24 protein-coding genes are annotated in these 25793 nt (G+C 67.9%); 4 read left to right on the top strand and 20 right to left on the bottom strand.

Annotated features, from left to right (window positions below; all coding sequences use genetic code 11):
* Positions 1-8: 8 nt before the first annotated feature.
* The 4 genes from asnB to OID54_RS04930 all read right to left on the bottom strand — a co-directional run bounded on the left by asnB (position 9) and on the right by OID54_RS04930 (position 4936).
* The gene (gene asnB / locus OID54_RS04945) at positions 9-1745 is read right to left on the bottom strand and encodes an asparagine synthase (glutamine-hydrolyzing) (protein WP_329014470.1); all 1737 of its coding nucleotides are present in this window, start codon (positions 1743-1745) and stop codon (positions 9-11) included.
* Positions 1746-1788: 43 nt separating this feature from the next.
* Positions 1789-2892, bottom strand: a complete 1104-nt coding sequence (locus OID54_RS04940) for a hypothetical protein (RefSeq protein ID WP_329014467.1) — start codon at positions 2890-2892, stop codon at positions 1789-1791.
* A 23-nt stretch (positions 2893-2915) separates the two neighbouring features.
* The gene (locus OID54_RS04935) at positions 2916-3953 is read right to left on the bottom strand and encodes a hypothetical protein (RefSeq protein WP_329014464.1); all 1038 of its coding nucleotides are present in this window, start codon (positions 3951-3953) and stop codon (positions 2916-2918) included.
* A 242-nt stretch (positions 3954-4195) separates the two neighbouring features.
* On the bottom strand, positions 4196-4936 hold the full coding sequence (locus tag OID54_RS04930) for an SDR family NAD(P)-dependent oxidoreductase (protein WP_329014461.1): 741 nt from the start codon (positions 4934-4936) through the stop codon (positions 4196-4198).
* 278 nt (positions 4937-5214) lie between these two features.
* Here OID54_RS04930 and OID54_RS04925 point away from each other — a divergent pair, with 278 nt between their 5' ends.
* Positions 5215-5787, top strand: coding sequence for an AAA family ATPase (locus OID54_RS04925; RefSeq protein ID WP_329014458.1), 573 nt, complete (start codon positions 5215-5217; stop codon positions 5785-5787).
* Positions 5784-6773: a phosphotransferase family protein gene (locus tag OID54_RS04920; protein WP_329014455.1), complete on the top strand. Its 990-nt coding sequence runs from the start codon at positions 5784-5786 to the stop codon at positions 6771-6773. Before OID54_RS04925 ends, OID54_RS04920 begins: the two co-directional genes overlap by 4 nt.
* Here the strand turns inward: OID54_RS04920 and OID54_RS04915 are convergent.
* From OID54_RS04915 to OID54_RS04850, 14 genes are all read right to left on the bottom strand, one after another.
* On the bottom strand, positions 6768-7916 hold the full coding sequence (locus OID54_RS04915; protein ID WP_329014452.1) for a hypothetical protein: 1149 nt from the start codon (positions 7914-7916) through the stop codon (positions 6768-6770). The two genes, OID54_RS04920 and OID54_RS04915, sit on opposite strands and share 6 nt — an antisense overlap.
* 28 nt (positions 7917-7944) lie before the next feature.
* Complete coding sequence (locus tag OID54_RS04910; RefSeq protein WP_329014450.1) at positions 7945-8754, bottom strand: histidinol-phosphatase; 810 nt, start codon at positions 8752-8754, stop codon at positions 7945-7947.
* Between the two features lie 3 nt (positions 8755-8757).
* Positions 8758-9546 (bottom strand): SDR family NAD(P)-dependent oxidoreductase, encoded by a 789-nt coding sequence (locus tag OID54_RS04905; protein ID WP_329014447.1) that lies wholly within the window; start codon positions 9544-9546, stop codon positions 8758-8760.
* Complete coding sequence (locus tag OID54_RS04900) at positions 9543-10553, bottom strand: hypothetical protein (RefSeq protein WP_329014445.1); 1011 nt, start codon at positions 10551-10553, stop codon at positions 9543-9545. Before OID54_RS04900 ends, OID54_RS04905 begins: the two co-directional genes overlap by 4 nt.
* Positions 10550-11740, bottom strand: coding sequence for a methionine adenosyltransferase (locus OID54_RS04895; RefSeq protein WP_329014442.1), 1191 nt, complete (start codon positions 11738-11740; stop codon positions 10550-10552). Before OID54_RS04895 ends, OID54_RS04900 begins: the two co-directional genes overlap by 4 nt.
* 32 nt (positions 11741-11772) lie before the next feature.
* Positions 11773-12840 carry an inositol-3-phosphate synthase gene (locus OID54_RS04890; protein ID WP_329014440.1) on the bottom strand — a complete coding sequence of 356 codons (1068 nt, stop codon included), beginning with the start codon at positions 12838-12840 and terminating at the stop codon, positions 11773-11775.
* A gap of 111 nt (positions 12841-12951) precedes the next feature.
* On the bottom strand, positions 12952-13968 hold the full coding sequence (locus tag OID54_RS04885) for an NAD-dependent epimerase/dehydratase family protein (RefSeq protein WP_329014437.1): 1017 nt from the start codon (positions 13966-13968) through the stop codon (positions 12952-12954).
* A complete protein-coding gene (locus OID54_RS04880) occupies positions 13965-14408 on the bottom strand; it encodes a type II toxin-antitoxin system RatA family toxin (RefSeq protein ID WP_329014434.1) in 444 nt (147 codons plus the stop codon). The genes OID54_RS04885 and OID54_RS04880 overlap by 4 nt, the downstream gene beginning before the upstream one ends.
* Before the next feature lie 33 nt (positions 14409-14441).
* On the bottom strand, positions 14442-15611 hold the full coding sequence (locus tag OID54_RS04875; protein ID WP_329014431.1) for an acyl-CoA dehydrogenase family protein: 1170 nt from the start codon (positions 15609-15611) through the stop codon (positions 14442-14444).
* A gap of 372 nt (positions 15612-15983) precedes the next feature.
* Positions 15984-16640 carry an HAD family hydrolase gene (locus OID54_RS04870; RefSeq protein ID WP_329014428.1) on the bottom strand — a complete coding sequence of 219 codons (657 nt, stop codon included), beginning with the start codon at positions 16638-16640 and terminating at the stop codon, positions 15984-15986.
* A gap of 100 nt (positions 16641-16740) precedes the next feature.
* On the bottom strand, positions 16741-17523 hold the full coding sequence (locus OID54_RS04865) for an ABC transporter permease (RefSeq protein WP_329014425.1): 783 nt from the start codon (positions 17521-17523) through the stop codon (positions 16741-16743).
* Complete coding sequence (locus OID54_RS04860) at positions 17516-18586, bottom strand: ABC transporter ATP-binding protein (protein ID WP_329014422.1); 1071 nt, start codon at positions 18584-18586, stop codon at positions 17516-17518. Before OID54_RS04860 ends, OID54_RS04865 begins: the two co-directional genes overlap by 8 nt.
* A 25-nt stretch (positions 18587-18611) precedes the next feature.
* Complete coding sequence (locus OID54_RS04855) at positions 18612-19184, bottom strand: hypothetical protein (protein ID WP_329014419.1); 573 nt, start codon at positions 19182-19184, stop codon at positions 18612-18614.
* Positions 19181-20224, bottom strand: a complete 1044-nt coding sequence (locus OID54_RS04850; RefSeq protein ID WP_329014418.1) for a hypothetical protein — start codon at positions 20222-20224, stop codon at positions 19181-19183. The genes OID54_RS04855 and OID54_RS04850 overlap by 4 nt, the downstream gene beginning before the upstream one ends.
* A gap of 338 nt (positions 20225-20562) precedes the next feature.
* On the opposite strand from OID54_RS04850, the gene OID54_RS04845 reads away from it, so the two are divergent.
* Together OID54_RS04845 and OID54_RS04840 are read left to right on the top strand one after the other, a co-directional pair.
* Positions 20563-21834 carry an aspartate aminotransferase family protein gene (locus OID54_RS04845; protein WP_329014416.1) on the top strand — a complete coding sequence of 424 codons (1272 nt, stop codon included), beginning with the start codon at positions 20563-20565 and terminating at the stop codon, positions 21832-21834.
* Between the two features lie 207 nt (positions 21835-22041).
* Positions 22042-22938 carry a class I SAM-dependent methyltransferase gene (locus tag OID54_RS04840; protein WP_329014415.1) on the top strand — a complete coding sequence of 299 codons (897 nt, stop codon included), beginning with the start codon at positions 22042-22044 and terminating at the stop codon, positions 22936-22938.
* Positions 22939-23137: 199 nt separating this feature from the next.
* On the opposite strand, the gene OID54_RS04835 is transcribed toward OID54_RS04840, so the two are convergent.
* Positions 23138-23869 carry an IclR family transcriptional regulator gene (locus OID54_RS04835; protein WP_329014412.1) on the bottom strand — a complete coding sequence of 244 codons (732 nt, stop codon included), beginning with the start codon at positions 23867-23869 and terminating at the stop codon, positions 23138-23140.
* Between the two features lie 687 nt (positions 23870-24556).
* Positions 24557-25678 carry a PP2C family protein-serine/threonine phosphatase gene (locus tag OID54_RS04830; RefSeq protein ID WP_329014409.1) on the bottom strand — a complete coding sequence of 374 codons (1122 nt, stop codon included), beginning with the start codon at positions 25676-25678 and terminating at the stop codon, positions 24557-24559.
* Positions 25679-25793 lie beyond the last annotated feature (115 nt).

Genomic DNA, 25793 nt, shown 5'->3' with positions numbered 1-25793 from the left:
GACACGGTTCAGGGAAGCGCCAACTCCAGCACCATCAGCCCCCACAACAGACGGGAGTGGTCCTGGCCTTCCCCATGTTCCCCGATCACCTTCCGCACGGCTGCCGCACTCAGATATCCATCGGTGCAAAGGCGGGGTCTGCTCAACACATCGACGGTGAAGTCCCACAGGTGGGAGCCCTCACGCATGAAGGCACTGATCGGAAAGGTGAACGGTTGCTTCTGGCGGCCCTGGACACCGGGAGGAACAACCCCGATCCCGGCGTCCCAGAGGATCTGCTTCCGGCGCGCGCCGTCCACCTTCATCCCATCGGGTGCTCCGCGGGCGAAGGCGGTGACGGCCGGCTGACAATACGGAACACGGCACTCGATCGCGTACGCCATCGAGAGGTGGTCGAGTTTGCGCAGGTTCAGGCTCGGCAGCTTGCATAGGCGATCGAATGTCAGAAGCTGCTCCAGACGGGAGGGGGCCGGGCGGTTCAGCAGGTCCAAGGACCGTTGTCGGCTGCTCGCGCCTGAGTCGATGAGTTCGCGGTACTCAGGGGTGTAGAGCTGTCGGTACCGTGCTTCGGGGATGAGCGACAGTCTGTCGAGATAGCGGGACGGCCAGGTCTCGTCGGACACCGCGAGTGCCGTGCTGTACCGGCGGTAGCCGCCGAACTGCTCATCCGCCCCGTCTCCCACGAAGCAGACCCGGAAGCCCCGCCCGGAGATCTCCCGGAACAGCGCGAACGCACTCAGCGCATGGGGTGTCGCGTTGGGTGGGCCCAAGGCCCGCACCATGGCCGGAATCAGTTCGGGAAGCTCAGCGTCCCGGACTTCCACCACTTCCAACTCGATCCCGGCGTGTGTGGCGGCCTCCTTGGCGTGGACCAACTCGTCCGATGAGTGGGTCCCCTCGTGGGTCACATGGAATCCGGTGACGTCGCTGCGCAATTCGCCGAGCAGTGTCGCGAGGATGCTGGAGTCGAGCCCGCCCGACACTTGGACGGCGATCGGCGTCGACTGGAGTGACATGTGGGCCAACTCCCGGCTGAGCAGGGCACGCAACCGGTTCGGTGTGTGCACTTCGCCGGTCACCAGGGGATCGGCCGCCTGCGCGCCTTCCACGGTGGTCCTGCCGTCGCAGATCAGTCGCTCACCGGCGCGCAGCGAGGAGGTCTGTCGGTACCAGGGTGAGCCGTCCGGTAGGCACTGCCAGTTCATGTAGTCGTCGACGGCGGACGGCGCCAGTTCCCGGGGCCCGGGCAGCAGGGTACGGAGCCCGCTGAGCTCGGAGGAGAAGGTGACGCCCCCGCCTTCGACGGAGTAGTACACGCTCTTGACCGCCAGGGGATCGCACCAGAGCTTCAGCCGCCCGCCCGTCCGCAGGTCCACCACGGCGATGGCGAACATTCCTTCGAGTCGCTCGATGAATCGGTCGCCGTGGAGCTCGTAGTACGGCAGGAGGACGGAGCCGTCCGAGTCGCCCTCGATAGGGACACCGTGCGAGGCGAGTTCCTCCCGGATGGCCCGGAAGTTGTAGATCTCCCCGTTGAACACCGCGTACACCGAACCGTCGGCGTTGACGAACGGCTGGCACCCGTGGGAAGGGTCCTGGATGGAGAGGCGATTGCATCCCAGGCCCCAGTTCGCCCCCCGGACGTAGTGCTGTTCATCGGGCCCGCCCGACAACTGCGCGTCCCGGGCGGCCTCCAGAGCGGTCACCTCGACCGCTCGTCCGAAGTAGCCGTAGATCCGACACACATTCCTCTCCCCCCCCGGTCCGGTGTGTTGGGTGGTTCCGGTCTCAGGCGGATGTGTTGTTCTCGCCTGCGGGCGCCGTGCGGCGCAGTGCCCACTGTTGCAACGGGAGCCCGTGCTCGACCGCGCCGCGTGCCTCCATCGCGATCAGCAGCTCGCGCAGCGAGGGAACGTCGCCTCTCGCCTCCCGGGCGCGGAAGCAGTACTCGTTGGAGATCTCGGCGTTCCAGCCCATCGTCTCGTGCAACTCGTGTTTCAGCAGATCCAGAAACTCCTGCCGGCTGACGAACGCCTCGGCCGTGTCCCGTGCCTGCCGCATCTCGCCGAAGGCCGCATCGATGAGATCGAGCCACTCCAGGACTGCATCGGGCGCCTCGGCCGCGCTCGGCACACCGTAGGCGTTGAGGTGGCGGAACCGTGTGGTGAGTTCGGACAGGGACGCAGGCAGTCGGGCAAGGAACCGAGCCAGGTACTTGGGATTGCGATTGGTGTTCCCGTGGACGTGGGTCAGACCGCGGAAGGTGTCCACACCGAGCTTGCGAGCTGCGATCAGGGCGGACTCGTAGTCCTTCTGCGCCCACATGCCGGCCAGGTCGCGGAAGTCGGGGTAGCTGCCGACGGCCGTGCGGAAGGCCGTGTAGGCAAGCTCACCGGGCCGCAGCTCAGCCGTGATCCGTTCGAACTCCGGTACGTTCGTCAGAGGGACGCCGTACGTCAGACGGGACAGCAGCCGGAAGTCCACCGCGGACGCGGCAAAGCTGGACGATTTACGGGCCCGGCTCCTCAGGTGGTCGTACAACTGCGCATGAGCCGTGAGCATGTGGGAGATCTCCTGCACGGTCCAGTACTCCACATCGACGCCGAGCAGGCTGTGGGGCAGGTAGTCGAAGCTGGCCTTCACCCGGTCACCGCTGGTGTAGTACCTCATATGGCCTTCCCTGGGGAAGGTGTCGCGATGGAACCTCTCGTCCCTGGTGGGCGCGAAGACCGAGAAGTCGAAGTCCGATGACGGGGTGCCCGAACCGTCCACGAGGGAGCCGGACAGCATTAGTACATCGCCGTCCACGAGATGGATCTTCGCCCGGACCGCCTCCTCGTCGAAGTCGTCCATGCCAGCGACTGCGGAGATGTGTTCACGGAAGGAGAGCATGGCTGTGGTGGATCCTCTCTGCGTCACGGTCCGTTCGACAGCCGGCCTCGGAGCAGGTCGGCGAGTCGATCAACCTCTTGGCGCACATCGCTGAACGAGTACCGGAAGCGGAAGGTGGGTAGCGCGGTCACAGCGTTGTGGGTGCGCAGAAATGCCTCAGGTTCGGGCTCGTGGCCGAAGATGTTGAGGTGCTTGTTGGGTAGTGGCAGAACACCGCGGTCCAACAGTTCGCCGCGGTCGGGCGGGGGTACGGGGGCGAACTCCGCTTCGGCGGGATCGTCGGCCAAGCTCAGATGGACGATCGCATCCACCGTGAGGGATCGGCCGATCTTGGTGTCCAGGAGGTCGGCGTACTCCCAGGGGTAGATGAGGGCGGTTCCGTGCTGCTCGATACCGGACTCCCGCAGGCTCGGCAGTGTTTCATTGGCCGGGTGCGACAGCGAAGCCAGAACGGTTCGGGCCCGATCCTCTCCGAACAGCAGGTCCAGGGTGTCCAGTCGTACCGAAATGGAACGGGGCCAGCCCGTACCCGTCACCGTGCCCCCGGCGGGGTCCACCGTGAGGCTCACATCGTCGTTGCAGACCATGACACCGGAACCGTTGAGCACGCTGGCCATGACGAAGGAGGTCTTGCCGGCGCGGCTGCCGCCGACCAGGGCCACCCCGAGGCCGTTCAGCTCGACGAGCCCGGCATGGACGAACAGCACTCCCCTTCTGCTGGCGGCCGAACGGTGGATCGCCCGGGTGGCCCGCAACAAGGACTGGGTGACCCATGCTTCGCCGTGGGGTGCGAGATGGACGAGGGTTTTGTCGGTGTGGTCGACCGCATAGTCGACCGCTACCTCGCCGAGTGCGGTGACCGACTCCGTGACCGATCGGTCCGAAGGCGCTGCGTTCGCGGTCACTCGCCAGGTGCCCGGATCAAAGGAGCCCGGTTGCAGTTGGAGATAGGGCGCGGCGAGCCGCTGGACATGGTCCGCGACGCTCGGTGTGCACAGCAGACCGGTGCAGGCGAAGGGGGAGCGAACGGTGTAGTGATCGGTCGCAGTGTTGGAGTCCATCGTGGTGAATCACCCCCGTGGATCTGGCCGGGCGGAAAGGACGCCGGCGACAGCGGACCGCCCCGGGGCGAGAGCCCTTGGTGGCCGGGTTGGGCAGGTGATGTGTTCCTCCAGGATGCTAGTTCGGTGGATTGACGGATGACAAGGGCGCCCCGAACCGATGCGGGGCCGCGTGAGAGCGGCCCTCACCGCGGACTCCCAACGGCTGGGCTGCACCGGCTCGATGGGCCCGCGCGGCGAAGTCATGGTTCCCGCGCCTCGGGCTCAGTCCGCCGTACCGGTCCGCTCCGGTCCGTCACGAACGGACCGCGGACGTCCCACCCCAGTTCGTCCGGCCCGCGGAAGAAGGCGCCGTTGGTCTGCGCAGACGGCTCTTCCAGGAGTTGTACGAGGTCCATCGCTGCCGGCCCGGGGTCGCGTGGGGCCGAATCCGTCCCCATGTCGGTTCTGATCCACCCCGGGCAGTAGGAGAAGGCCGACAGATCACCAGGTGCAGCGGCGAAGTGGTGTGCCAGTGTGAGGACGAGTGAGTTGAGGGCGAGCTTCGACGACCGGTACGCGAACGAGGCCCCGTCGGCGTCCTGGAGCCGCCCCATCCCGGACGAGACGCAGACGATCCTGCCCGAGCCTCGCGCAATCATCGAAGGGGCATGTACGCGTGCCAGTTGAACGGCACCGAACAGATTGACCTCGAAGGTGTCCCGAAGATCGTCGAGGGAGAGGGAGAAGAAGTCACCGTACGACCGGCGGGGGTCATCGAGATACACCCCCGCGTTGTTGACGAGTACATCGACGACCTCGCCGGCGAACGGATCGGCGGCCATCGGCTGCCGCAAGTCGATCGTCCGGTAGTCGTCGAGGGCATCGTTGTGGGGGAATGCCGTCTGCCCCGCTCCCAACACCCGATAACCCGATGCCTTGAGGGCGTGGCAGATGTGCTGTCCCAGCCCGCGGGAGACCCCCGTCACCAGTGCGTTCGGCATGCCTTTGACCATGGTGGCCTGCGATTCCATCTCTCGTGGCGTGTGGATGTTGCACGGGCCGGTGCGTACCGGACTCGCGCGATCGATCGGTGGCGGACGGTGCGACGACCGGGCGTCATCAACCGAAACCCATCGGTGTCAGCGAGCGGTTCGCCGGGTGACAGCACCCCCTGGCCGATAGAATCCGATGGACCGGGCACCGCCCCAGGAGTGGCCCCAAACGGACGGTGGCCAGGGCAGGTTGTTCGGCACTCAGGACCGGACGAAGGAGAGGGCACATGCGCGGGCATCGGTTACTCGTGACGGGGGCGAGCGCAGTGGGCACGACGACCCTGGGCCGCACCCTGGCCTCCTTGCAGTCGGTTCCACATGCGGATGTCGATGACTACCTCTGGCTCCCCACTGCCCCGCCGTACACCCACAAGCGCCCCGAGGAGGAGCGGCTAGCCCTGATGCACGCGCTGTTCGTCCCGCGTGACGCCTGGATCCTTTCGGGGTCGTTGAAGGGGTGGGGTGACAGCATCATCGATCGGGTTGACGGTGTGGTGTTCCTGGCGCTCGATCCCCGTACGCGCATGGAGCGGCTGATGAGTCGCGAAGTCCTGCGCTACGGGGACACGATCGAGCAGGGTGGGGCCAATGAGGCGGCCCACCGAGACTTCCTGGACTGGGCGCGGGGCTACGACGACACCTCCCTCTCGGGTCGAAGCCGGGCCAAGGACGAGCGTTGGCTCGCAGAACTGCACTGTCCGGTGCTGCGGCTCGACAGTGCGCAACCCGTTGCCCAACTGGTGGCCCAGGTCACCGAGTGGCTCGACCACGAGGTGGCACCGGGCGACCCGCAGTCATGACGGGCTCGCCGGTACCCACGATCCGACACCTGATCGAACGCATTGCAGCAGGCGACGCGGATGCGCTCGACGGCAGGGGCGTCAATATGTCCCATCGCATCGTGGCAGGTGAACAGCGCCTCTCCGTGAAGGTCCACTGTGCGGAACGCTCGTCGGGACCTGAGCTGCAACGCATCCGGAGCGTCGATGCGGAGCTGCGGGGGACCGCGTGGTACCCCCCTGTGATCGACATCGGTTTCGACGGTGGGAAGCGCCCACGGCTGGTCGTGGTCCGTCCTTTCGTCCCCGGCGAACCCGCGGATGACGCGCGCCGACACATCGACCCACTCTTCTCCGTCCTGGCCGATCTGGCGGGCAGCACCGGCCGCACCGAGATCCACCAGGACCTGATCGCGGACTATGCGTCGCCGTGGCTGACGCCCGGGGAGCGGGAGCTCACCGTCGCAGCCTTGGCCGGTGACCGGCGGGGGCTGGTGCGCGCCATGGACGACCACCTCGATGACCTGCGGGCCAGTGCGCTGCGCCTGACCCGTCCGGGCGAAGCGATGATCTATCACGGTGACCTCCACGGTCGGAACCTGCTGACTGATGGATCCGGCTCCCCGACCGTCATCGATTGGGACGAGACGGGCTATTCACAGCGTCCTGCCGACGCCGGCAAGGCGTTGTGGCTCTCCTGCCGTCGTGGGCGGGGGGACTTCGAACTGGACCCGTCGGCAGCCCGTCGATTCGTCGAACACCTGTGGAGGCGCTTGGGTATTCCGCCTGCGCAGGTGGGCGATGTGGCAAAACTGGGGGCGATCTGGTTTCTGCCGCGCTCCGACCATGTAGCGCTGCTCGCCGAACGCGATGTCGAACTGGTCCCTTGGTACCTCGACTGGGTCTCCCGATTCTGGTCGCGCTTCGAGGTGAACGTGGAGCTGTTGCTCCGCACCGCTGAGGAACTCGACGCACGGGGGAGTGCGGTCGAGGGGGAGCGGTCATAGCCGCACCGCACGCGCGAACTCGTCGGCGAGCCTCGCCACATCCGCTGCGCTGCCCAAGGAGCAGCGCAGTACCGGGAGCTTCGCGAGGTGTTCCAGGAAGTCCTCGACCGACGGCGGTGGGGCGTGGTGGCGAACGGGTACCTTCAGCCAGTCCTCGCCGTACAGATTGTCATCGAGGGAGAAGCAGTTCCGTCGGATGACTTCGCTCGTGTGGTCGAGTGTCGAAGGCTCCAGCCGGTACGCCGCTTCCCTGTCGATCCGTGGCAGGATCACACCGGCGAGCGGTGCCTGCGGTACGACGTCGACTCCGAGGAAGCGGTGCACTTCCCGCGAACTCAGTTTCAGCTTGTCCTCGCCCTGGAACTGGTCCCAGTCCGAGCCCACGCCGGGCAGACCCGCTCGTACCGGCCAACCGTCGAAGTCGCTGACACCCATGACATCGAGCGAGCCCTTGTTGATGGCCAGGGGCAGTGGACAGGCCGTCACATCGTAGGAGTGACCGCGCCGGTCCAGATGCATCCGGTCATTGCCCATCCAACCCGCCTCGGGCAGCAGCCGGGCCAAGGCGATCGCGGTGGTGGACTTGCCCGCGCCGGAGTCACCGACCACCAGGTAGGCGCCGTCGTCGAAGACCAGTGCTGAGGAGTGCAGCACGAGCGAGCCCTCGGCCTTGGCGATCCGGGTGGCAACATCGCGGATGATGCGGGTGAGCCATCTGTCGCCGAGACCGGACCGGGGACGCACGATGACAGCCCGGTCCTCGGTGCGTACCAGGGCCGCCACCTCGTCGGAGTTGACGTCCCGCAGGGTGAAGACCGTGTGGGTGTCCGCGTCGTACCGGGGCAGTCGATAGTCGCGGGTGAGTTCGAACTCCCCCGGTACGCAGTTGTCCGCCGCCAGTCGGAGCAATGCATGGATGTCGGTGGGAGAGGAGGGCAGGTCGACCACCGTCAGATCCGGGCGATGTGTCGACCCGGGCGGTGTGTCGAAGACCCCCAGCATGCCCGGTGGCCAGAAGGTCTCGGATACCAACGCGTCCGCCTCGGGCGAGGTGGTGACGACCTTCAACAGATGGCCTCGGATCCGTAGTTGGCGGAATGACGCGCCATCCGGCTCGGCGGTCACGAGTTCGCTGATGTTCATCAAAAGCTCCCGTGGTGAGGACAGAAGGTCACGCCAGGGGGCACTGCCGAGCAGCCCCGCGGCGGAAGACCGTCCAGGTGGTGAAACCCATGTCGAGCAGGACGTGGACCACGTCCGGGTACTGGTCGCAGATGCGGCCAGGAACGTGGGCGTCCGAAGCGAACGTGATGGGGACCCCGAAGTGGAGTGCCCGTTCGAGGAGGTCGAACTCGGGATACCAGCCACCGCACTGCTTGGTGCCACCCGAGGTGTTGATCTCCATGACCGCGCCGGAATCGCGGATCGCGAGCAACATCTCATCGGCCGCGGCGGGCGCCGGAACCTCGCCCAACTCGGGGAAGTTGCCCTTGAGCGCGTCCACATGGCCGATGACCTGGAAGAAGTTGGAACGGGCACAGTCCGCCACCGTACGGAAGAACCGCGATTTGAGTGCCGGAAGATCCGCCGGATCGACGGCCCCCCATCTGCTGACGTCGAAGATGTCCTTGCCCTCGAACATGTGCACCGACCCGATGACGTAGTCCAACGGGTAGGAACTCAGTGCGGCGGAGTACGCGTCCACCTTGCCGTGGAAGTAGTCGGCTTCCGTAGAGACGAGGATCTCGATGCTCCGCGCGAACTCCTCCTTGAGGGCGAGTGCCTCGGCGATGTAGGACGGGAACTCGGACTTGGGCATGGCCACCGGCGGCAGTGCGTGGTCCTCTTCTGCGGCGAACATTGGTGCGTGGTCCGACAGTCCCAACACGCTGACGCCCTTATCCAACGCCTCGATGACATAGTCGCGCAGTGTGCCCGTGGCGTGCCCGCACCGCTGGTGGTGGGTGTGCAGATCGATCACCCGTCACACCGCCAGATATCCGCCGTCGACGACGAGATCGGTGCCCGTGATGAAGCTCGCCTCCGATGACAGGAGAAAGGCGATCGGCGCCGCCACCTCGGAGGGGTCCGCGAAACGACGGAGGAGGAACTTGCCGCCGTGTTCCGGAGCGGCCTCGGCCGCCGCCCGGTCCAGCCCGAGTGCCTCACGGTGGTACCGCTCGTTGTTGGCGTTCCACACGGTCCCGGGGCTCACCGAGTTGACCCGGATGCCTCGCGGGGCCAATTCCTGGGCCAGGCATCGAGTGAGTCCGAGCACCGCCGTCTTGCTGGTGTTGTACGTCAGATAGCCGCTCTGCGCGATGTGTGCCGAGATCGACGCCATGTTCACGATGGCCGCGTCCGCGTGGTGTTCCGGCAGCCCCGCGACGAAGCGTCGGGTGATCAGGGTCAGTCCGATGATGGTGGGATCGAAGGCGGCGTGCCAATCCGTGGGGGTCGCGTCCAGCCCCTTGAAGACGAAGCCCGCTGCCAGGTTCACCAGCAGCGTGGGCGTCGACCAGCCCGCCGGGACACCTGCGAAGGCCGCATCCACCGCTGCCGCGTCCATCACATCACCGACGGCCAGGTGCACCGCATGACCCTTGTGCTGCCAGTGGTCCACCACGGCGCGGCCGTGTTCGGCGCTCCTGTCGTAGACGACGACCCGGCAGCCCTCGAAGCACAGCCGTTCGACGACCGCTGCACCGATGCCCTGCGCACCGCCGGTCACCACCGCGGTGCGCCCTGCCAGCCCGCGCGGGAGTTCGCTCACTCTTCGACTTCCTTTCCGGTCGCCGTCCATTGCCCCACGAGGTCGAGGACCTCGGGGCGCGGGAGGTGCTCCGTGGCCCCGTGGGGAGCGAGGGTCTCGCCGGAGTCCCCGGTCAGATTGTGGTCACCGGCCAGGGACGTCAGGGCCGTCGAGGACACCCCTCGGTCGACCAGGGACCGCCCCAGAGCCGTGCTCGTGATGCCCTGCCCGTCGGCCGCCGAGAAGTACCGCCAGACCTGGAACATCCCCTCCAGGTGCCCGGCCGACAGATGAACCGCGTTGCGGCCCTCGGAGAGCGACGGGGATCCCCTCCCCTCGACCAGGGAGTGCAGGGCGCCGCGGAGCGAGTCGGGTGCCGCGGCGGCAGGGTGCAGGGCCCCGAGAAGGTGCGTGCGCAGATCGTCGATCTCCCGAAGGCTGTGGCACTCGACCAAGCCGACCAGGGCGGTGGTGTGGTCGTAGTGCCCGACCAGCGCAGGGAGGAAGCCGTTCAACACGACCACGGGGCGGCCGTTCAACTCCACCACCGAGGCGTAGGAGCCGGAGCCCAGTTTGTGGATGCCCGCCCGTCGGCAACGCTCGTCGAGCACCGTCGGCGAGAGGACCGTGTCGTACGTCATCGCCTCGAACGCGCCGAGAGCCCCGAGCGCGCCTGACGAGTCCAGGAGCGAGCGCAGCTCACGGTGGGCCTCGGTGCACAACGCATGGACTCCATCGGCGGCGACTCGGTGTAGCCGGGGGTAGTGCAGCAGGAGGTAGCGTCGTTCGGCGAAGTGGCTGGCGGGCACCAGTGCACAGCGCAGGATGTCCGCCTCGCCCGCGCCCAGCACCCGGACGACCTCCGACATCGCATCGGCTGCACCGTCGGTGTCCAGGACCTCGGGCTTGACCAGGATGACGAAGTGGCTGCCCGTAGCCGGTACCGGATGGTGGTGCGGTCCGGTGTCCTGCCGCTGTCGCAGCCGGTGGGCGTCGGTGACCAGGGCCCGCACACGGGCCTCGGTCACCACAGCGTGATGCCCGTCTCGATCAGCTCGGCGGTCAGATCGCCGGTGCTGGCCACGGCGGTTTCCACCAGGTCCGTGAGCGCCGACTCGTCCGCGCCCCCGGTCGTGACGACGACCTCGTCCGGTCGCTCCAGCGGCGCTTCCTTGGAAGTGAAGATGTGCACCTGAGCAGGGCCGCCGAACTCCTCGTGCACCTGCTGGGCCAGGCGCATGGCCATGACGTTGTAGATCTTGCCGGTGTGGTCCAGGGGGTTCTTGCCCGCGGGTGCCTCGATGCTCATCGGTCGCATCGGAGTGATCAGACCGTTGACCCGGTTTCCCCGCCCGACCACACCCACATCGCCGGTGTCCGCGACGGACCCCAACGCCGTCAAATAGGGGCGGCCGTTGCGGTCGGTCGCGTTCATCAGCATTCTGAAGTCCCCGATCTCCAGGGACGTCACAAACGCCTCCAACTCCTCCTGGACCACCGCCTTGCGCGCGCGGTAGTGATCCATCGAATCGATGTGAGAGGCGAGGAACGGCATGTTGACGACCAGGCTGAACGCCTCGCCGCGGCGACTCCCGAACACCTTGACGTCCCAACCGGAGTCCGGGTGCCGCTGCTTGAACGCCGCTCCGTTGATGAGGTGCTCCAGCTCCAGGACCGCGGTCTCCAGGCGGGACAACGGTGCATAGCCGTGCAGCAGGTTGGTGTCGTTGGAGACCAACCCGGGCGAACGAAGGGGCACCAACTCATTCGATGAGGTGGGTTGGTACCGTGACACACCGCGGCCGGAGCCCTGATGGTCGACCACACCGACCTCGATGACCAGATGTCGGTCCGCATCGAACCCGGTGGTGACCTGGCCCAGTACGTCCGCAGCGGCCTGGAACAGGATGTCCTGTACCGGAATCTCGACACTGCCGACCCGGAAGGCCCCCTTCCCGAAGACCTTCACCCGGTAGGGCGCGGTGAGATCCCCCCGGCCGTAGTCGATGTCGGCGCCGCCCCCGTACAGCGTCACCTTGTCGAACCAGTGGTGCGCCACACCGCCGAACTCCTTGAGGCAGTGCAGCGAGTAGTAGCGGGACATCCGCTCCGCCATGGCGTCGCACATGGTGTCCGGGTGTCCCACTCCCTTGCGCTCGACGAGTTCGTAGGGCAGGTCCTCAACCGTGCGGGAGTCCCGTTGTATCGAGAGCATTGACCTTCTCCCTTGCTCGTAGCCGGCAGACGTCAGGAGACGAAGTCCAGGAAGGCGGCCCTCGCCTCGGATTCGGGCAGGCCGCGCGGGGGGCTCTTGAAGAGGATGGCGGCGGCGTCCTCCACGGCGCCGGACAGACCCCGGTCGGTGGCGGTCTTGCCCAGCCGGACGGCGTTCGCGATGACACCTGCGGCGTTCGGGCTGTCCTCCACGGTGAGCTTCACATCGATCTCCACCTCCGAGCCCAGGACGGACGTCGCCTTGATATTGGCGAAGCACACCTTGGTGTCGGCGAGGTGTCCGATGAATCCGGTGGGGCCGGCCACTCCGTCGACGTCCGTCACCCCGGCCGCCCGGAGCGCATTGGCCTTCGATGCGAACTTGGAGGCCGAGCGCCCCGCGTCCGCCAGGTTGAGGAAGTCCGTGTTGCCACCGACGTTGAGCTGGTAGGTGCTCGCCAGTACCAGCCCTCGACTGAGCAACAGTTCGATGAGGGTGGTGTGGAGGGAGGTGGCACCGACATGGCTGCGCAGGTCGTCCCCGAGCAGGACGAGCCCCGCGTCCGCGAACCTACGGCGCAGGTCCACATCCCGGGCCAACTCCTCGGGGGTGGCGTTGACCACGGCGACCCCGGCGGCGAGGGCGGCGTTGGCGAACATGCGGATGGCCTGCGAGGCCCCGGTCGGCAAAACGATCACCAGGACGTCGACCTCATGTTCGGCCAGGGCCTTGCTGACGTCCTCCTGGGTGGTGTCACGAGCGGATTCGGCGAGTTCCACCACTGCACCGAGCGGGCCCGCGAGGCCGTCGAGGACCGGCGCGGCCAGCACCGGTGCGTTGCGGTCGACACCGAGCGGGGTGAAGTCGGTCGCACAGATCGCGGGAGCGGTGAACGCCTCGGCAAGGGGTAGTCCGACCTTGGCCGCATCCACGTCGAACGCTGCGACGATGCGCACGTCCGAGAGCCGGTAGCCGCCGACCGTATGGCACATGAGTCCCGGTAGTCGAGTTTCGGGGTCCGCCTGCGCCTGGGCGACGAACTGGCTGAAGCTCCAGGCACAGTTGCCTGCACCGGCCAGCGCAACACGTACGGATTTCATGACAGGGGTGGTTCCTTCCTACGCGAACACCAACTCCAACTCGGCAGCCCAACCCTTGACTTCCGTGATTCCCTCCATGGCTTGACTGAGATCCCCGACCTGATCGACACCTCAGGCTCCCCACGGTCGGGGCACTCGGCGTGCCGATGCGTCGTGCATATCGGCCCACCGCCGTATCGACCGGTGCAGCACCTGTGCGGTGTCCGCCACCCGATCGGTGACCGCGAACGGCTCGGTGACCGAGAGATAGCCCTGGTACGCACGAAAGGCGGTGACCCGCACCAGTTGCGCACGGTCCAGATACTGCTCGGCGAAGGGCAGGTAGAAGCGATTCCACTGGTCGGGAGTCACATAGGGCAGATGGTCCAAGCGGGGCACGCCCGCCTCGGTGCGCCAGGAGTTGAGGGCGTCGAGGATGGTGTCGAACACCTCCTCGACCCGTTGGGCCCGATCACCGCGCCCCAGTACGGCCAGGCGGTGATCCGAAGGAGGCCCACCCGCGACGATGCGGACGATGTGATCGGCTACGTCGTCGGTGCTGACCATGTCCAACAGCGCCTTTCCCTCCGCCACCAGGGCGGGCACCGCCCCGCTGCACAGCGACGAGGGGAGCCAGAAGAATCCGCTGTAGCGATCCAACCGGCCGTCGGACCTGGCTCCCATCACGATGGGGAACCGCACGATGTCCGCGCTCTCCCGTTCGGCACGCACCAGTCGTTCGGCCGCGGCCTTCGACCACTCGTAGGAGTTGCGGTAGGCGTCGGGCGCGGACGGGTCGGATGTGCCCTCCAGGCCGGTCACGTACGAGGAGGAGAGATGGATGAAGTGGGTCTCGGGCCCGATGGTCGACAACAGGGCTCGCAGCGGGGTGATGTTCGCCTCCGCCGCCCGCTCGGTGGAAAGGTTCCAACGGGTGTCGGCGGCGCAGTGCACCACGACGGGCCACGGGCCGCGCAACGCGTCGGGCGCCGCCTCCTGCCCGATCCGCCATGCGTACTGGCGCGCCCCCGTCCCGCCCCGGCGGCTGACGCCGTACGTGGCGTGTCCCGCTGCGTCCAGTGCGCGTTGCACGGCACTGCCCACTGCGCCGGTGGCCCCGGTCACCAGGATCCGCGCGGGCGGTGTCACGAGACCGTGATCCGCCGCTCGATGGCCCGGAGCATGTGCTCGGAGTTCTCTCGCAGGGCCTTGGCGGCGACGGGGTTGAGCATGTCGGCCAGCAACGGGATGCCGATCTCGAAGTCGACCGAGAAGGTGACCACGGAGGTTCCCCTCCCACCGTCCTCGACCCGCCAGTACCCTCGGAACTCGTCGAGGTCGCCGGAGACCTGGGTGAACGTCATGGTGCGCGTCGCCTCGTCCAACTCGTCCTCCTCGACCCACTCCAGTACGGAGCCCTTGAGGTAGACCGACCACTCGCTGACGCGTGCGCCGGCCTCGGTCTGTCCGCGCACGGTCACCGATTCGACGTTCTCCATGTAGTCGGCGTAGTCCTCCAGCCGGGTGACGGCCCGCCAGGCATCACTCGCGGGGGCATCGATCGGCAGATTGACTTCGACGTGGGGCATGGCTCTCTCCTTTGGCAGGGACGGCCGGGCGGCTCAGCCGGCCGGATCGAAGCTGATCTCACGTCCCGTACAGAACGCACCGACGACCTCGTCGCACATCAGGAGCGACGGTGGATGGTGGTGGACGGCGAGCGAATCGACCAGGAGGTCGGCCGCCCGTTGGCCTCTTCCGTACAACCGGCTGCCGAGGACCGGGGTGACGGCACTCAACACTCGATCGCGCGTGTCGCTGAGCGTGGCCCGCAGTCCCACCGCCGCCGCCAGCGCAGCCCGTCCGGCGATCGCCCCCGATTCGACATCGGCCCCGAGCTGACGGCAGGCGCCGCCGAGCGTCAACAGTTCCCGGGTGGCGCGACCGAGGAGGGCGGTTCTCGGCCCATGGGCGCCGGCGCGCACCACACCGCGGTGGGCGAGGTCCAACAGTCCGCTGAGGACACCGTGGTACGTGGCGCTCAGCAGCACCGCGAACCAGACCATGCCGGAGATGACGTTGTCGTCGATGACGTCCGCCGGGCCGCGGTGGAAGACGAGCCGGTCGTCCAGCTCGACGTCGTGCAGGACGAGTTTGGCCGTGTCGGACTGTCTCATCCCGAGCGATGGCCATTCCCCCTCGACCGTGAGGCCGGGGGAGCTGCTGGGACACAGGGCGAGGATCGTCTCGTCGGTCCCCGTGACCCGGGCCGTCAGACACACCAGGGTGGCCGTGGAGGCAAGCGAACAGGGGTACTTCACCCCCGACACCCGATAGCCCTTGGGAGTCTGAACGGCTTCGGAGCGACTGCTCAGGAAGTTGGGGCTACCGCCCGGCTCGGCGAACGCGGATGCCACCAGCGCGCCGGACCGGGCGATCCCCTCCAGCAGCATCCAGCTCGTGTCCCGGTGCCGCTTCCAATAGTCGGTCATCAGCCCCACCGTGAAAGCGTGCATGTTCAACGCGATCGCGGCCGAGGGGTCGACCATGCCCAACGCGCGTTGGGCCGAGGCGACTTCCACCAGGCCCGCGCCCCCGCCGCCGAAGTCCGCAGGGATCGGCAGGGCCGCGTATCCACTTGCCGCGAGTGCACGGATGCGGTCCGCACCGGTGTGTTCCTCGGCCACGGCGCCGGGTTGCCACGCCGTGCTCCAGCCCGAGTCGAGGAGCACCCGGTGCGGCGCTTCGTCGTCTTCGACCGGGTCCGGCGTCTGGTCATCGGCGACTGTCATGCCCGTTCCCCTCTGGCCCGGCAGCGCGTGGCCGGCCCCGCCGTCCGTCTCCCAACGGGTACCCCGGGGCACGATGCGTGCGGCTTCGGTGCACACCGCGCGGGCCGCCGGTGAGTCCCCGTGCACCATGTGGTGACTGGGGTCGGGCTGGTGCGACACAGGCCGGTGGCGAGGGACTGCATGAGGTGACTCCTTCTGCACGGCGCGGACGGGCGCGGGGTGAACGACGAGGACAGAGAAGTGGAGTACCTGGACGCAGGCGTCCGACGGTGTCGGGGAAACCCTAGGTAGTTCCGGGGCGGGAATCAGCCGGTGTTTCTTTGTGCGGAACACTGGATCGTGTGGAGCACGCGGTGTCGGGGCAGCGCTGTCTCAGAGTTCCAGGAGTGACATGAGTTCGGTCAGATCAGGGCGATCGGGATCGACGAGTACGGTGTCCCATCCGAGGGCCGCGGCCGGAGCGATGTCGTCAGCCTCGGAGTCGCCGACCATCACGCGCCGTTCGAACTCGCCAGCTCCGATGAGGTGGAAGGCACGGGGGTCGGGCTTCTTCGGGCCGCCGTCCGCGGTGAACAGCACCCGGTCGTACACCTCGGGCACCTTCAGCCCGTTCAGCAGCCGACGCATCAGCGTCCCCGGTAGATAGCAGTTGGACAACACCCGGACCGAGTGCCCGGCCTCGGCGACCCGGACCATGGCCGTCGCCGCAGGCTCGCACAGGGCGTACCGGTCGGGGTCCGCACAACCGAGCGCGTGCCACAGCGCCCGTTCCAATGCGACCCGCTCCCGTACGACGCCATGCTCGCGCAGGGCGGTGTCCAGCAGACCGAGTGTCGAGGGCTGGAGTGCGGACCTGTCCGACATCGCCGCGTACACGGCACCGAACACCGTGCCGACCACGGCGTTCGCCCGCCCCTCGTCGATGGTCAACACATCGACCAGGCAGGCGGTGAACTCCTCGGGGCTCGGAAACGGCCGGTGGGACGTCACGAGCGTGTCGAAGCAGTCGAAGACCACGGCTGCGGGCATGGCGCACCCTTCTGCTGGCGGTGGGCCGCTGTGCACGGCCGGGCCGATGTGTCGTCTGTCGTAGTGCGGCGCGCGCTCTCGGATGGCGGCGCCACACCGCTCAGGACCAGGAGACCTTGCGATGGTCGGTGCGGAAGAAGGCCAGGGTGACGGCGGTGAGGCCGATGGCGAACAGACACAGCAGGCTCGCAGGCAGCAGCACCGAGCGGACGCCACCGCCATCCAGCACCACCGTGGAGAATCCACGCATCGCCCAGTAGCTCGGTACCGCAGGAGCGATCGGAAGTGCCCACTCCGGGAGTGCGGAGTGCGGAGTCAGCGCGCCGCCGAGACCAGCGAAGAACAACGCGGCCAGGTTGGCGAAGACAAGGAGTTGGGAAACGGTACGGCACAGGGCCACCAGGGCCATGCCGAGCATGACGACGCACAGCGCCAGCGGTACGCCGACCACCACCAGCCCGAGGTACGAGCCGCGCACCCGCAGCCCGAAGAGCAGCCCGCCCGCGGCGAAGACCACGGCGAGTTGGAGCAGCGCGACCACCAGTGGCACCACCACCCGACCGGCCACCAACTCGAACGGCCGTGCAGGTCCCGCCCGCAGTCGGTCCCAGGTGTTCCAGCCGTGCTCCCGGAACATCGCGAATCCGACGACGTTGACGAGGAGGAACAGAAACATCACGGCCATCCCGGGCACGGCCTGTTCGGCTCCATTGGCGTCGTGCACGCCCTCGGCGCGCAGGGCCACCCGGAACAGCGGCTGCATAAAGCCCATGATGAGCAGCGGCATGATCGTACGGACGACCAAGGGCGCCGGATCGCGCACCATGAGTCTGGCGTCGTGGCGCACCAGCGCGAAGATCCGTCCCAGTGACCCGTCACCCATGATGCCCCGCCCTGTGGGCGACTGCCCGGCCGTCGGAAAGCGGTGCGGAACCGTCGTCCGAACCGCCCTTCGGGTCGCGCCCTGCGGTTTCCCGCACCGTAGTCTCGACGGCTCCCACCGGGTTCGACCCGGGCGGAGCGGCCTCCGTGGACTCCCCGGCGTATCGGCGTCCCGTCAGCCGGAGGAAGACGCTCTCCAGACTCGGTTGGACCACCCGCAGATTGACCAGCCGCAAGGCAGCCTCTCCCAGGGAGGCGAGCACATCGGGCGCCGCGAGTTGCGGATGCTCGACATGGACGCGCAGCACATCGGCCGCACGCGTCACCGGCCATGGCAGGCTCAGCTCGGGCGGCTCACCGGTGAATGTCAGTTCCACGGCGCTGTCGCCGTGACGGCGTACCAACTCCTTGAGCGGGCCGCGGGCGATCATGCGTCCATGGTCCAGTACGGCCACACTCGCATCGAGCGCCTCCACCTCGGCGAGATAGTGGGTGGAATAGCAGACGGCCGTACCGGCGGCGGCCATCTCACGGACGAAGGCGATGAGCCGTGCCCGAGTCTCCACGTCCACTCCCGCCGTGGGTTCGTCCAGCAGCAGTAGCTTCGGCCGGTGCAGCAGTGCCATGGCGGTGTGTACCCGCCGCTGTTCGCCGCCCGAGAGTTGGGAGACACGGCGCTCCAGCAGGGAGGCCAGTCCGAGCGGCTCCGCCACTTCTTCGATGCGGCGCCGCACCTCCTTTCCGCGCAGCCCGGCCAGTTCGGCGAAGAAGCGGAGGTTGTGCCGCACGGTCAGCGGTGGGTAGACCCCCAGTTCCTGTGGGGCGAGCCCCAGTCCTCGACGGGCCCGGCGACGATCGCGGACCGGTGACACGCCGAGGACCTCGATCTCTCCCGCGTCCGGGCGCAGGAGCCCCGCCACGAGGGACATCAGGGTCGTCTTTCCCGCCCCGTTGTGCCCGAGGAGGCCGACGATCTCGCCTTCGGCGATGTCCAGGTCCACTTCGTCGAGTGCGGTCGCCGTTCCGTACCGTTTGCTCACACCGCGCAGGGACAGTGCACGCACCGGCTCTGAGCGGCTTCCCGTCACATCAGTCGGCACGGCGCGTCCAGGCGTCCGGCAGCAGATCGGGAAGGCCGACGCGCAGCAGGTGCGGCTGCCAGGTGCGGGCCAGTTTGAAACCCTTCATCAGCCCGCTGGCCGAGCGAACATCGGGCAGGGGCTCGCTGTAGCCGAGGAGCGCCTCTGTGTCCCGCAGATGCTCACGCAGCCGCTCGACCCACTGTTCACCGTGGTCTCCCACTGCTTCGCGGCCCTCGGCCGCGAGGAGCAGCCCGGCCTCGACATCCGTTGCCGGAACCCCGGCGAAGGGATCAAAACTCACCTGGTCGCCTCCGATGCTCACTTCGCCCTCGGTGCGCAGACCGCGAACCGAAAGCGAGGACTGCACCAGGTCATAGGCCATCAGGACGGCGACTTCGGTCTGACCCGCCGCGACGGCGCCTTCGATGTCCTCCAAACGCGCCCGACACCGCAGCAGGAGACGGGCCGCCCCGTGCGCGCGGAACGCGAGGAGCCGTCGCAGGTCCGCCAGATGGAGGTCGGACTGTTCCGGTCCGCTCGCCGTGGAGTCGGGGGCGCTGGGCGTACGGGCGCTCGTCACGAGGAGACCTCCTGGGCCGGGTGGGCGACACCGAGCCACACCATGTCGTGGACGAACAGCGGCAGCACATCGTCGGGAGGGAGGTCTCCCACCGGCCCCGACCAGATGACGTCGTCGTCCCCCGGTTCCGGCAGACCTGGGCGGAAGGTCTCCACGGCGCGCAGTTGCCAACGGTCCACAACGGTCCGGTCGTCCAGCACGGTCTGGCCGACGCCCGTCGCCCAGCGCAGCACCGCGTGCAAGGGCGCGTCCACGGCGGCGAGCTGTTCGACGAGGGAGAGACACCGCGCCACCCGCTCCCGGGGCGCGAGCGGCGGCCCCAACACCTCGTGGAGCACGGCGAGCCCCTCGGCGTCGTTGCGCAGCTTGAGCTTCTCACCCACCCACTTCTCGGTGAAGTACAGCTCACCGGCCGCAGCCGCCCGCGCGTTGAGCGCGGCGACGACGGCCTCCCGACCGCGTACGGCCGCGGCCATGGGCCGCGCTTCGAGCAACCAATGGGCTGCCAGCGCGAGCCGTTGCGCCTCCACCGTCCACCACTGTTCCACGACCTCGCCGAGCCAAGGGCCGCGCACCCTCGTGAGCCAGTCGTCCCACGGCGGTGAGACCACCAGAGGCAGTCCCAGTGCCAGCCTGCTCACGGTGTTGATCGCCCGTCGGCGGTGGTTCCAGGCACTTTCACAGACGCCCGCGAACCGGGGCCAGGGCTCGGCGGTGAGCTCCGCCGTGCTCTCCCGGACGGCGCTCGCCCGGCGCACATTGATGTCGATCAGAGTGCCGTGTTCGTGGGACTGGATGGGAAAACGAGTGAGTCGGTCGTTCTCCACCAGCACGAGCAGATCCAGATCGCTGCGGTGGTTGCCGAACCCGGCCAGCACCGATCCGGCGACGACCGCGAGCGCGGGACTGCCCAGACCCTGGTCGATCTCCTTGCGCACCGCGTCCCGGTCCATTCCACGTTGTTCCAAGAATGCGTCGAGACGTCTTTCCAGCAGGTCGGAGTCCGGGAACAGGGCGGTTCTCGCTGACGTGGTCTCCATGGCGGTCGGTACACCTCCCGATGACGGTGGCGACGGTGCGGCCCACTCCCCTCGGCGAACCGCGACCTCGACACCCTCGGCAGCTTCCCAAGCGCCGCGTCCCAGATCAACGAACGTTCCGGCAGCCGGAACGCGACCTTTCGTCCGTGCGGGCGGAGGGCTACACATCGTCTCAAGGCTGACCGCAGAGTCTCCCTGCAACAGCCCCCGGACCGATCCTCACCCGCATGGGTGGCGGTCGGGCGGTCGGGCGGTCGGGGCGGTCTGTGGGCCGTGCGGCTCGGATCACGGACCACGGCGGGAGCCGGGCCGGCAGGCAGAAGGAGAGGAGGGGACCGATGACCGCAACCGTCGGACCCGGTACCGCCCGCGGTGCGCTCGACGCCATCCGCAGACATCTCTCGCCCCAACTGGCACTCGTCTACGGCATGAACGGCTCCGGGGCGATCGAATCGAGCGGGCGGGGAACCCGCCTCAAGCTCTCCGACGGGCGGGGCGCGCTCGACTTCGGCAGCTATGCCGTGACGCTACTCGGACAACGCCATCCCGCTGTCGTCGCCGCGGTGCGCGCCGAGTTGGACGCGATGCCGGTCTCCACCCGGGTCCTCGGCAACGGCACCACCGCCCACTTCGCCGCCGCACTGGCCGCATACGTCGATCCGGAGCGGCTGACGAAGGTGTGGCTCGGGCTAAACGGCTCCGATGCCGTCGAGGCGGCCCTCAAACTCGCCCGCCTCGCCACCGGCCGCACCCGAGTCATCGCCGTCGAAGGCGCCTACCACGGCAAGTCACTCGGAGCCCTCGCCGCGACCTGGAACGCGCGCTACCGGCACTCGCTCGAACCGCTGCTGGGCGGAGTGACCCACATCGCCGCGCACCCGTCGGCGATTCCCGGAGCCTTCGCCACCGGAGAGGTAGCCGCGGTCCTCGTCGAGCCGGTCCAAGGAGAGGGCGGAGTCCGCCCGCTGGACGCCGGATTCCTCCATGCGCTGGCGTCCGCAGCACACGAGCACGGCGCCTTCGTGATCGTCGACGAGATCCAAACCGGACTACGCAGATGTGGCCCGCCCCTGGTCAGCACCGACATCGGATTGCGTCCCGACGCCGTACTTCTCGGCAAGGCGCTCGGCGGCGGAGTGTGTCCGGTGTCCGCAGTGGTGGCCACCGAGCGGTTCTACGCACCCTTGGCCGCCGATCCGTTCGTGCACACCACCACCTTCTCCGGGCATCCGCTGGGCGCGGCGGCGGGAACGGCGGCGCTCGTTGCCGTGGAAGCGCTGGCGGGGCGGGGTCAGCACCTCGCCGCACTGCTTACCACGGGACTCGCACACCTCGCCCGCCGCCATCCGCAGCTGATCGCCGACGTACGCGGGCGGGGACTGCTGTGGGGCATCGAGTTCGCCCATCCCGCCGTCGCCGGTGACGTCCTGTTGGAGTTGGGCCGCCACGGCCTGCTGGTCTCCCCGTGCCTGGGCCAGCCGGAAGTGCTCCGGCTGCTCCCACCGCTGGTCGCAACGGACGAAGAGGTCGAGGAGGCGCTCGCCGTACTGGACGCCGTCTGCGCCGCCGTACCCGATGAGTTTCGGCACCTTGCTCCGGCACCGCCATGAGCGCTACCGGTGCCGCACCCATGAGCCGCGATCGTCCGCACCGAGGAGCATCACCGTGTCGAACACCGCAAACCCCCCGGCTGCCACCCGCGCCGACGTCTTGCCGGGGTGGCCCACCGTGCCGTCGCTCGCTCCCGCGGTGACGCGGCCGAAGGCCCCCGATCGGTCCGTGCCCCCCGGTGAGGCCCGCGCCGTGGGGCGGCGACGTTGACCGCCTCAGCCGGGGCGACGCCCGGAGCCGAAGCGCAGTACCGCTATCACCGGGAGCTCTTTCCCGCACTCCACGATTGGGAGCGCACCGAACGGTCCATCGTCGAGTTCACCGGAGACTCGGGACCCAGTGGGCTGCTCGGTCTCGATCAGATGGGGCACTTCGGACCGCAAGGTTGCGATCTGGTCGTCGAGGCGATGAGCACCGGGGCCGAGACCGTCTTGCACGGCGCACCCGTGGAGCTGTGCGAGCTGGGCAGCGGCTTCGGCGGCGCCCTGCGCTATCTCGTCGACCGGCTCACCGCGCGGGGGATCGCCGTCCGGCATGCGTACGGCGTCGATCTCGTCGCCGAGCACTGTGCGGTCAGTCGACGCATCAGCCGTTCACAGGGGCGAGCCGAGCTGACGGAGATCTGCGCCTGCGCCACCTCCGTCCCCTTGCCTGAGGATTCACTGGACACCGTGGTGGTGACGGGCTCGATGCCGCACTTCCCCGAGCCTGGTGAGGTCGTGCGTGAGGCCGCAAGGATGCTGCGCCCGGCGGGACTGCTCGTGCTTACCGAGGAGGTGAGTCTCACCCCTGGTGTTGACGGCCCGTCGGAGGCGTTCCGTGCGACCCATCCACACGGCGTCTTCTTCACCACGCCCGCCGCCGAACGTCAGCGCCAGTTGGAGCGAGCGGGGTTCGTCGACGTGGTGCGGCACGATCTGGGGAGCTGGGCGGTGACACTGCTCGCGGAGCGGCTCAAGGTGGTGCGGATCTTCCGGGGGAGCGTCGCCGGGATCTACGGGGATGAGTCGGTTGACCTCATCCGACGTACTCTCACGGCCGCGCGTGATGAGTATCTGGCGGGACGGCTACTGCCCTCACTGTGGACGGCGCGACGGGGGTGAGGTCGTCGCATCCACTACGGGAGAACGGTGGATGCCGCGGGACGTACGACACCGCGGAACTGGAGCGAGCCCCATGGGCTCGTGCGGGCGGGCTCGCCCTGGCCGCCCCAGGGCTCGATGCCGCTCTCGGGGACACGATGGTTTCGTGCCCGGCCCGACGCGGCGTCGGCAGGCCGTTCGGGAGGTTACTGGAGGCGGTTCACCACACCGGTACCAACTCCGGTGTCCCTTGGAGTACGCGTGACACCGCCGCGCACGCCGCCCGTAGATGTGCTGCAACCCGTGCCGGTTGCAGCCGGTCCACCGGCCCCGCGACGGCCAACGCCCCGACGGCCGTGCTCGGCGCGGTCAGCAAGGGTGCCGCGATTCCGACGGCACCGGTGGCACCACGGACGACGGCGAAGCCCTGTGCCAGGACCCGGGCCCTGTCCTCCACCGTCGCTGGTACGCCTCGTGGTGGGAAGGCCCCGCTTCCTCCGTACGCATGGAAGATGCCGGTCGCGGCCAGGGCCGAGGCGCGGTTCTCCGCTTCGGCGTCAGGCCCGGCCCCGGGGCCGTAGGCGCGGCGTACCGCGTCCACCAGCGCCGCGTCCGGGCCGAAGAGATCGGAGATGAAGACGAACGTGCTTCCGTGGGTGAGGCGGTGGAGCTTTTCGGCGTAGGGGAAGGTGAGATCTCGGAGTTTGATCTGACGGGGAACTCGTGCGCCGAGGACGAATAGGGCCACACCGAGGCGCAGTCCTTTCTCGCCGCGCTCCAGCATCCCTTCCTCAAGGAGTTCTGCAATGATCCGGTGGGCGGTGGCTTTGGGCATGTCGGCCCTGCGGGCTATTTCGGACAGCGGGAGTTCTGGTTCACCTGATCGAAAACAGCGCAGAATGCTCAGACCGCGGGCGAGCATGGAGCGGGATGACTGCGTCTGGATGGACAAAGGCATCTCCTCCGAAGTGGACTGGGGGAGGCATGTGGGTTGAGTGCACAACTGACTCTTGAGACAGGACATCTGTGCAGTTCGGATCGTGTATGCCGCAAGACTGCGGACGAGATAGTGAAATCTGCTAATAGCAGTTATCGCAGAAGGACGCTGGAAAGCGATGCGGGACGTTCCGAGGCACGCTTTATGATCCTCACCGAATCCCCCGTTCACTCCCAGCGCGGTCAACAACCGGACAGCTGGACAGAAAGGAGACTTTAGCAGTGTCGTTCCCGGCGGAATGAAAGCCGACGCAGACATCCAGCCAAAACCTAGTCGATCAATTGATCCGGGTTTGAGGTGGGAGAGTCGCCCTAAGTGCATGACGGTGTGATGGTCGGGATTTCCCGGTGAAGACCGAGTGGCAGGCTATAAGGCCCACCGATGGGGAATCGGCCATTTTTCGTGGCTGAACCGCCGTGTGGATCGGTTGATCGTACTTCCCCTGTCAGGCGAAAGCCCCTGTGGGGCGAATGGTCTGGGGCGGAGTCAGTTCCTCAGGGCGCATCGGCCGGCTTGCAGCCGTTCCCAGCTCGGACGGTTGCAGCCGAAGGGATCGTGCCGCAGGCACACTCATGGTGCGGTACGGGATGGTGCGGTCGCCGCTGGTGTTTCCCCGGGCGAGATTTTCGGCCGACCGATCGGTCACACGCTGCCGCGCCCGCTGTGCCCGTCAAGTCTGCCGTTTCCATCGACAGAGGGCGCGACGTAGGTCAGCGCGAGCAGGGCCATGTCGTCGGTGACATGGCCACCGGTATGACGCAACACATCGTTCACCACCCAGTCCAACAGGAGGTCCGGATCGCTGAACGTCTTCCCCACCAACTCGACGGCCGGATCGTAGAAGACACCGTTGGCATCACGCGCCTCCGTCAGCCCATCGGTGTACAGCAACAGCGTTGCATTCCGCGGGATCTCATACTCCTGCGCCTGGAAGGGCTCACCCACCACCTCCGACATCCCCAGCGGAAGCGCGTACCCATCAGGGGGTAGTGACTCGGGGTCGCCACCGGGCGTCAGCAGCAGCGGGGCGGGATGGCCCCGGTTGATCAGCCGTACGACACCACCTCGATGAGGGATCTCGGCCAGGACCGCCGTGGCGAACGATTCGCCCGCCTCCTCACCGCACTGGCGCTCGGCTTCCCGCGCCAATGCGCCGTCCAGCCAGTCCGCCACTGCCTCCAGCCGGTCTTCCCGTTCGGACGCCTCGCGGAAGGTCCCCACGGCCACCGCGACCATACCGACCGCACCGAGCCCTTTCCCGCGCACGTCCCCGACGACCGCCCGGGCGCCGCAAGGCGTGTTCTGCACCGCGAAGAAGTCGCCCCCGACCAGGGCATCGGTCACCGCGGCCTGGTACCTCGCCGCCACCAGGAGATCGTCGACCTCCTTCGCGGGGGAGGGCAGCACGGCGCGTTGTGCGGCCTGGGCGATCTCGCGGGCGGACGCCAACTGCTCACCGCTGTGTCGGATCGTCACATTGATGGCGAGCGCCAGCGCGGAAACGGTGAGCAGGGTGAACTCCTCCGTGTACGCCTGTACCTCGTCCACCGTCCGTTCCTGGGCGTGCAGGGCCACCACCGCCAGAGTCGACGTCACACCGGTCCACAGGGTGCCCTTGAACGAGTAGAACGGCGCGGCCACCAGCGGCGCCGCGGCGAACACGGGTATGGCGGTGAACCGCGGCGGTGTGGTGAGCACGATGGCCACGCCCACCACGATGAGCAGCACGGGCAGTTGCCGAACGAGACGGTGGGAGCCCTTCACCCTGTGGCTGTGCCCTGTCGACCCCATGGGTGAAACGGACGCTAGGCCAATGGACTGGTCCGCGGAAGGAACGGTCCCGCACTGCACCCGGGCCGATGAAGTACCTGCTCATCGG

The sequence above is a fragment of the Streptomyces sp. NBC_00690 genome (assembly GCF_036226685.1).
In the GTDB taxonomy this organism is placed as follows: domain Bacteria; phylum Actinomycetota; class Actinomycetes; order Streptomycetales; family Streptomycetaceae; genus Streptomyces.
This window is presented reverse-complemented; position numbering and strand designations above follow the sequence as displayed.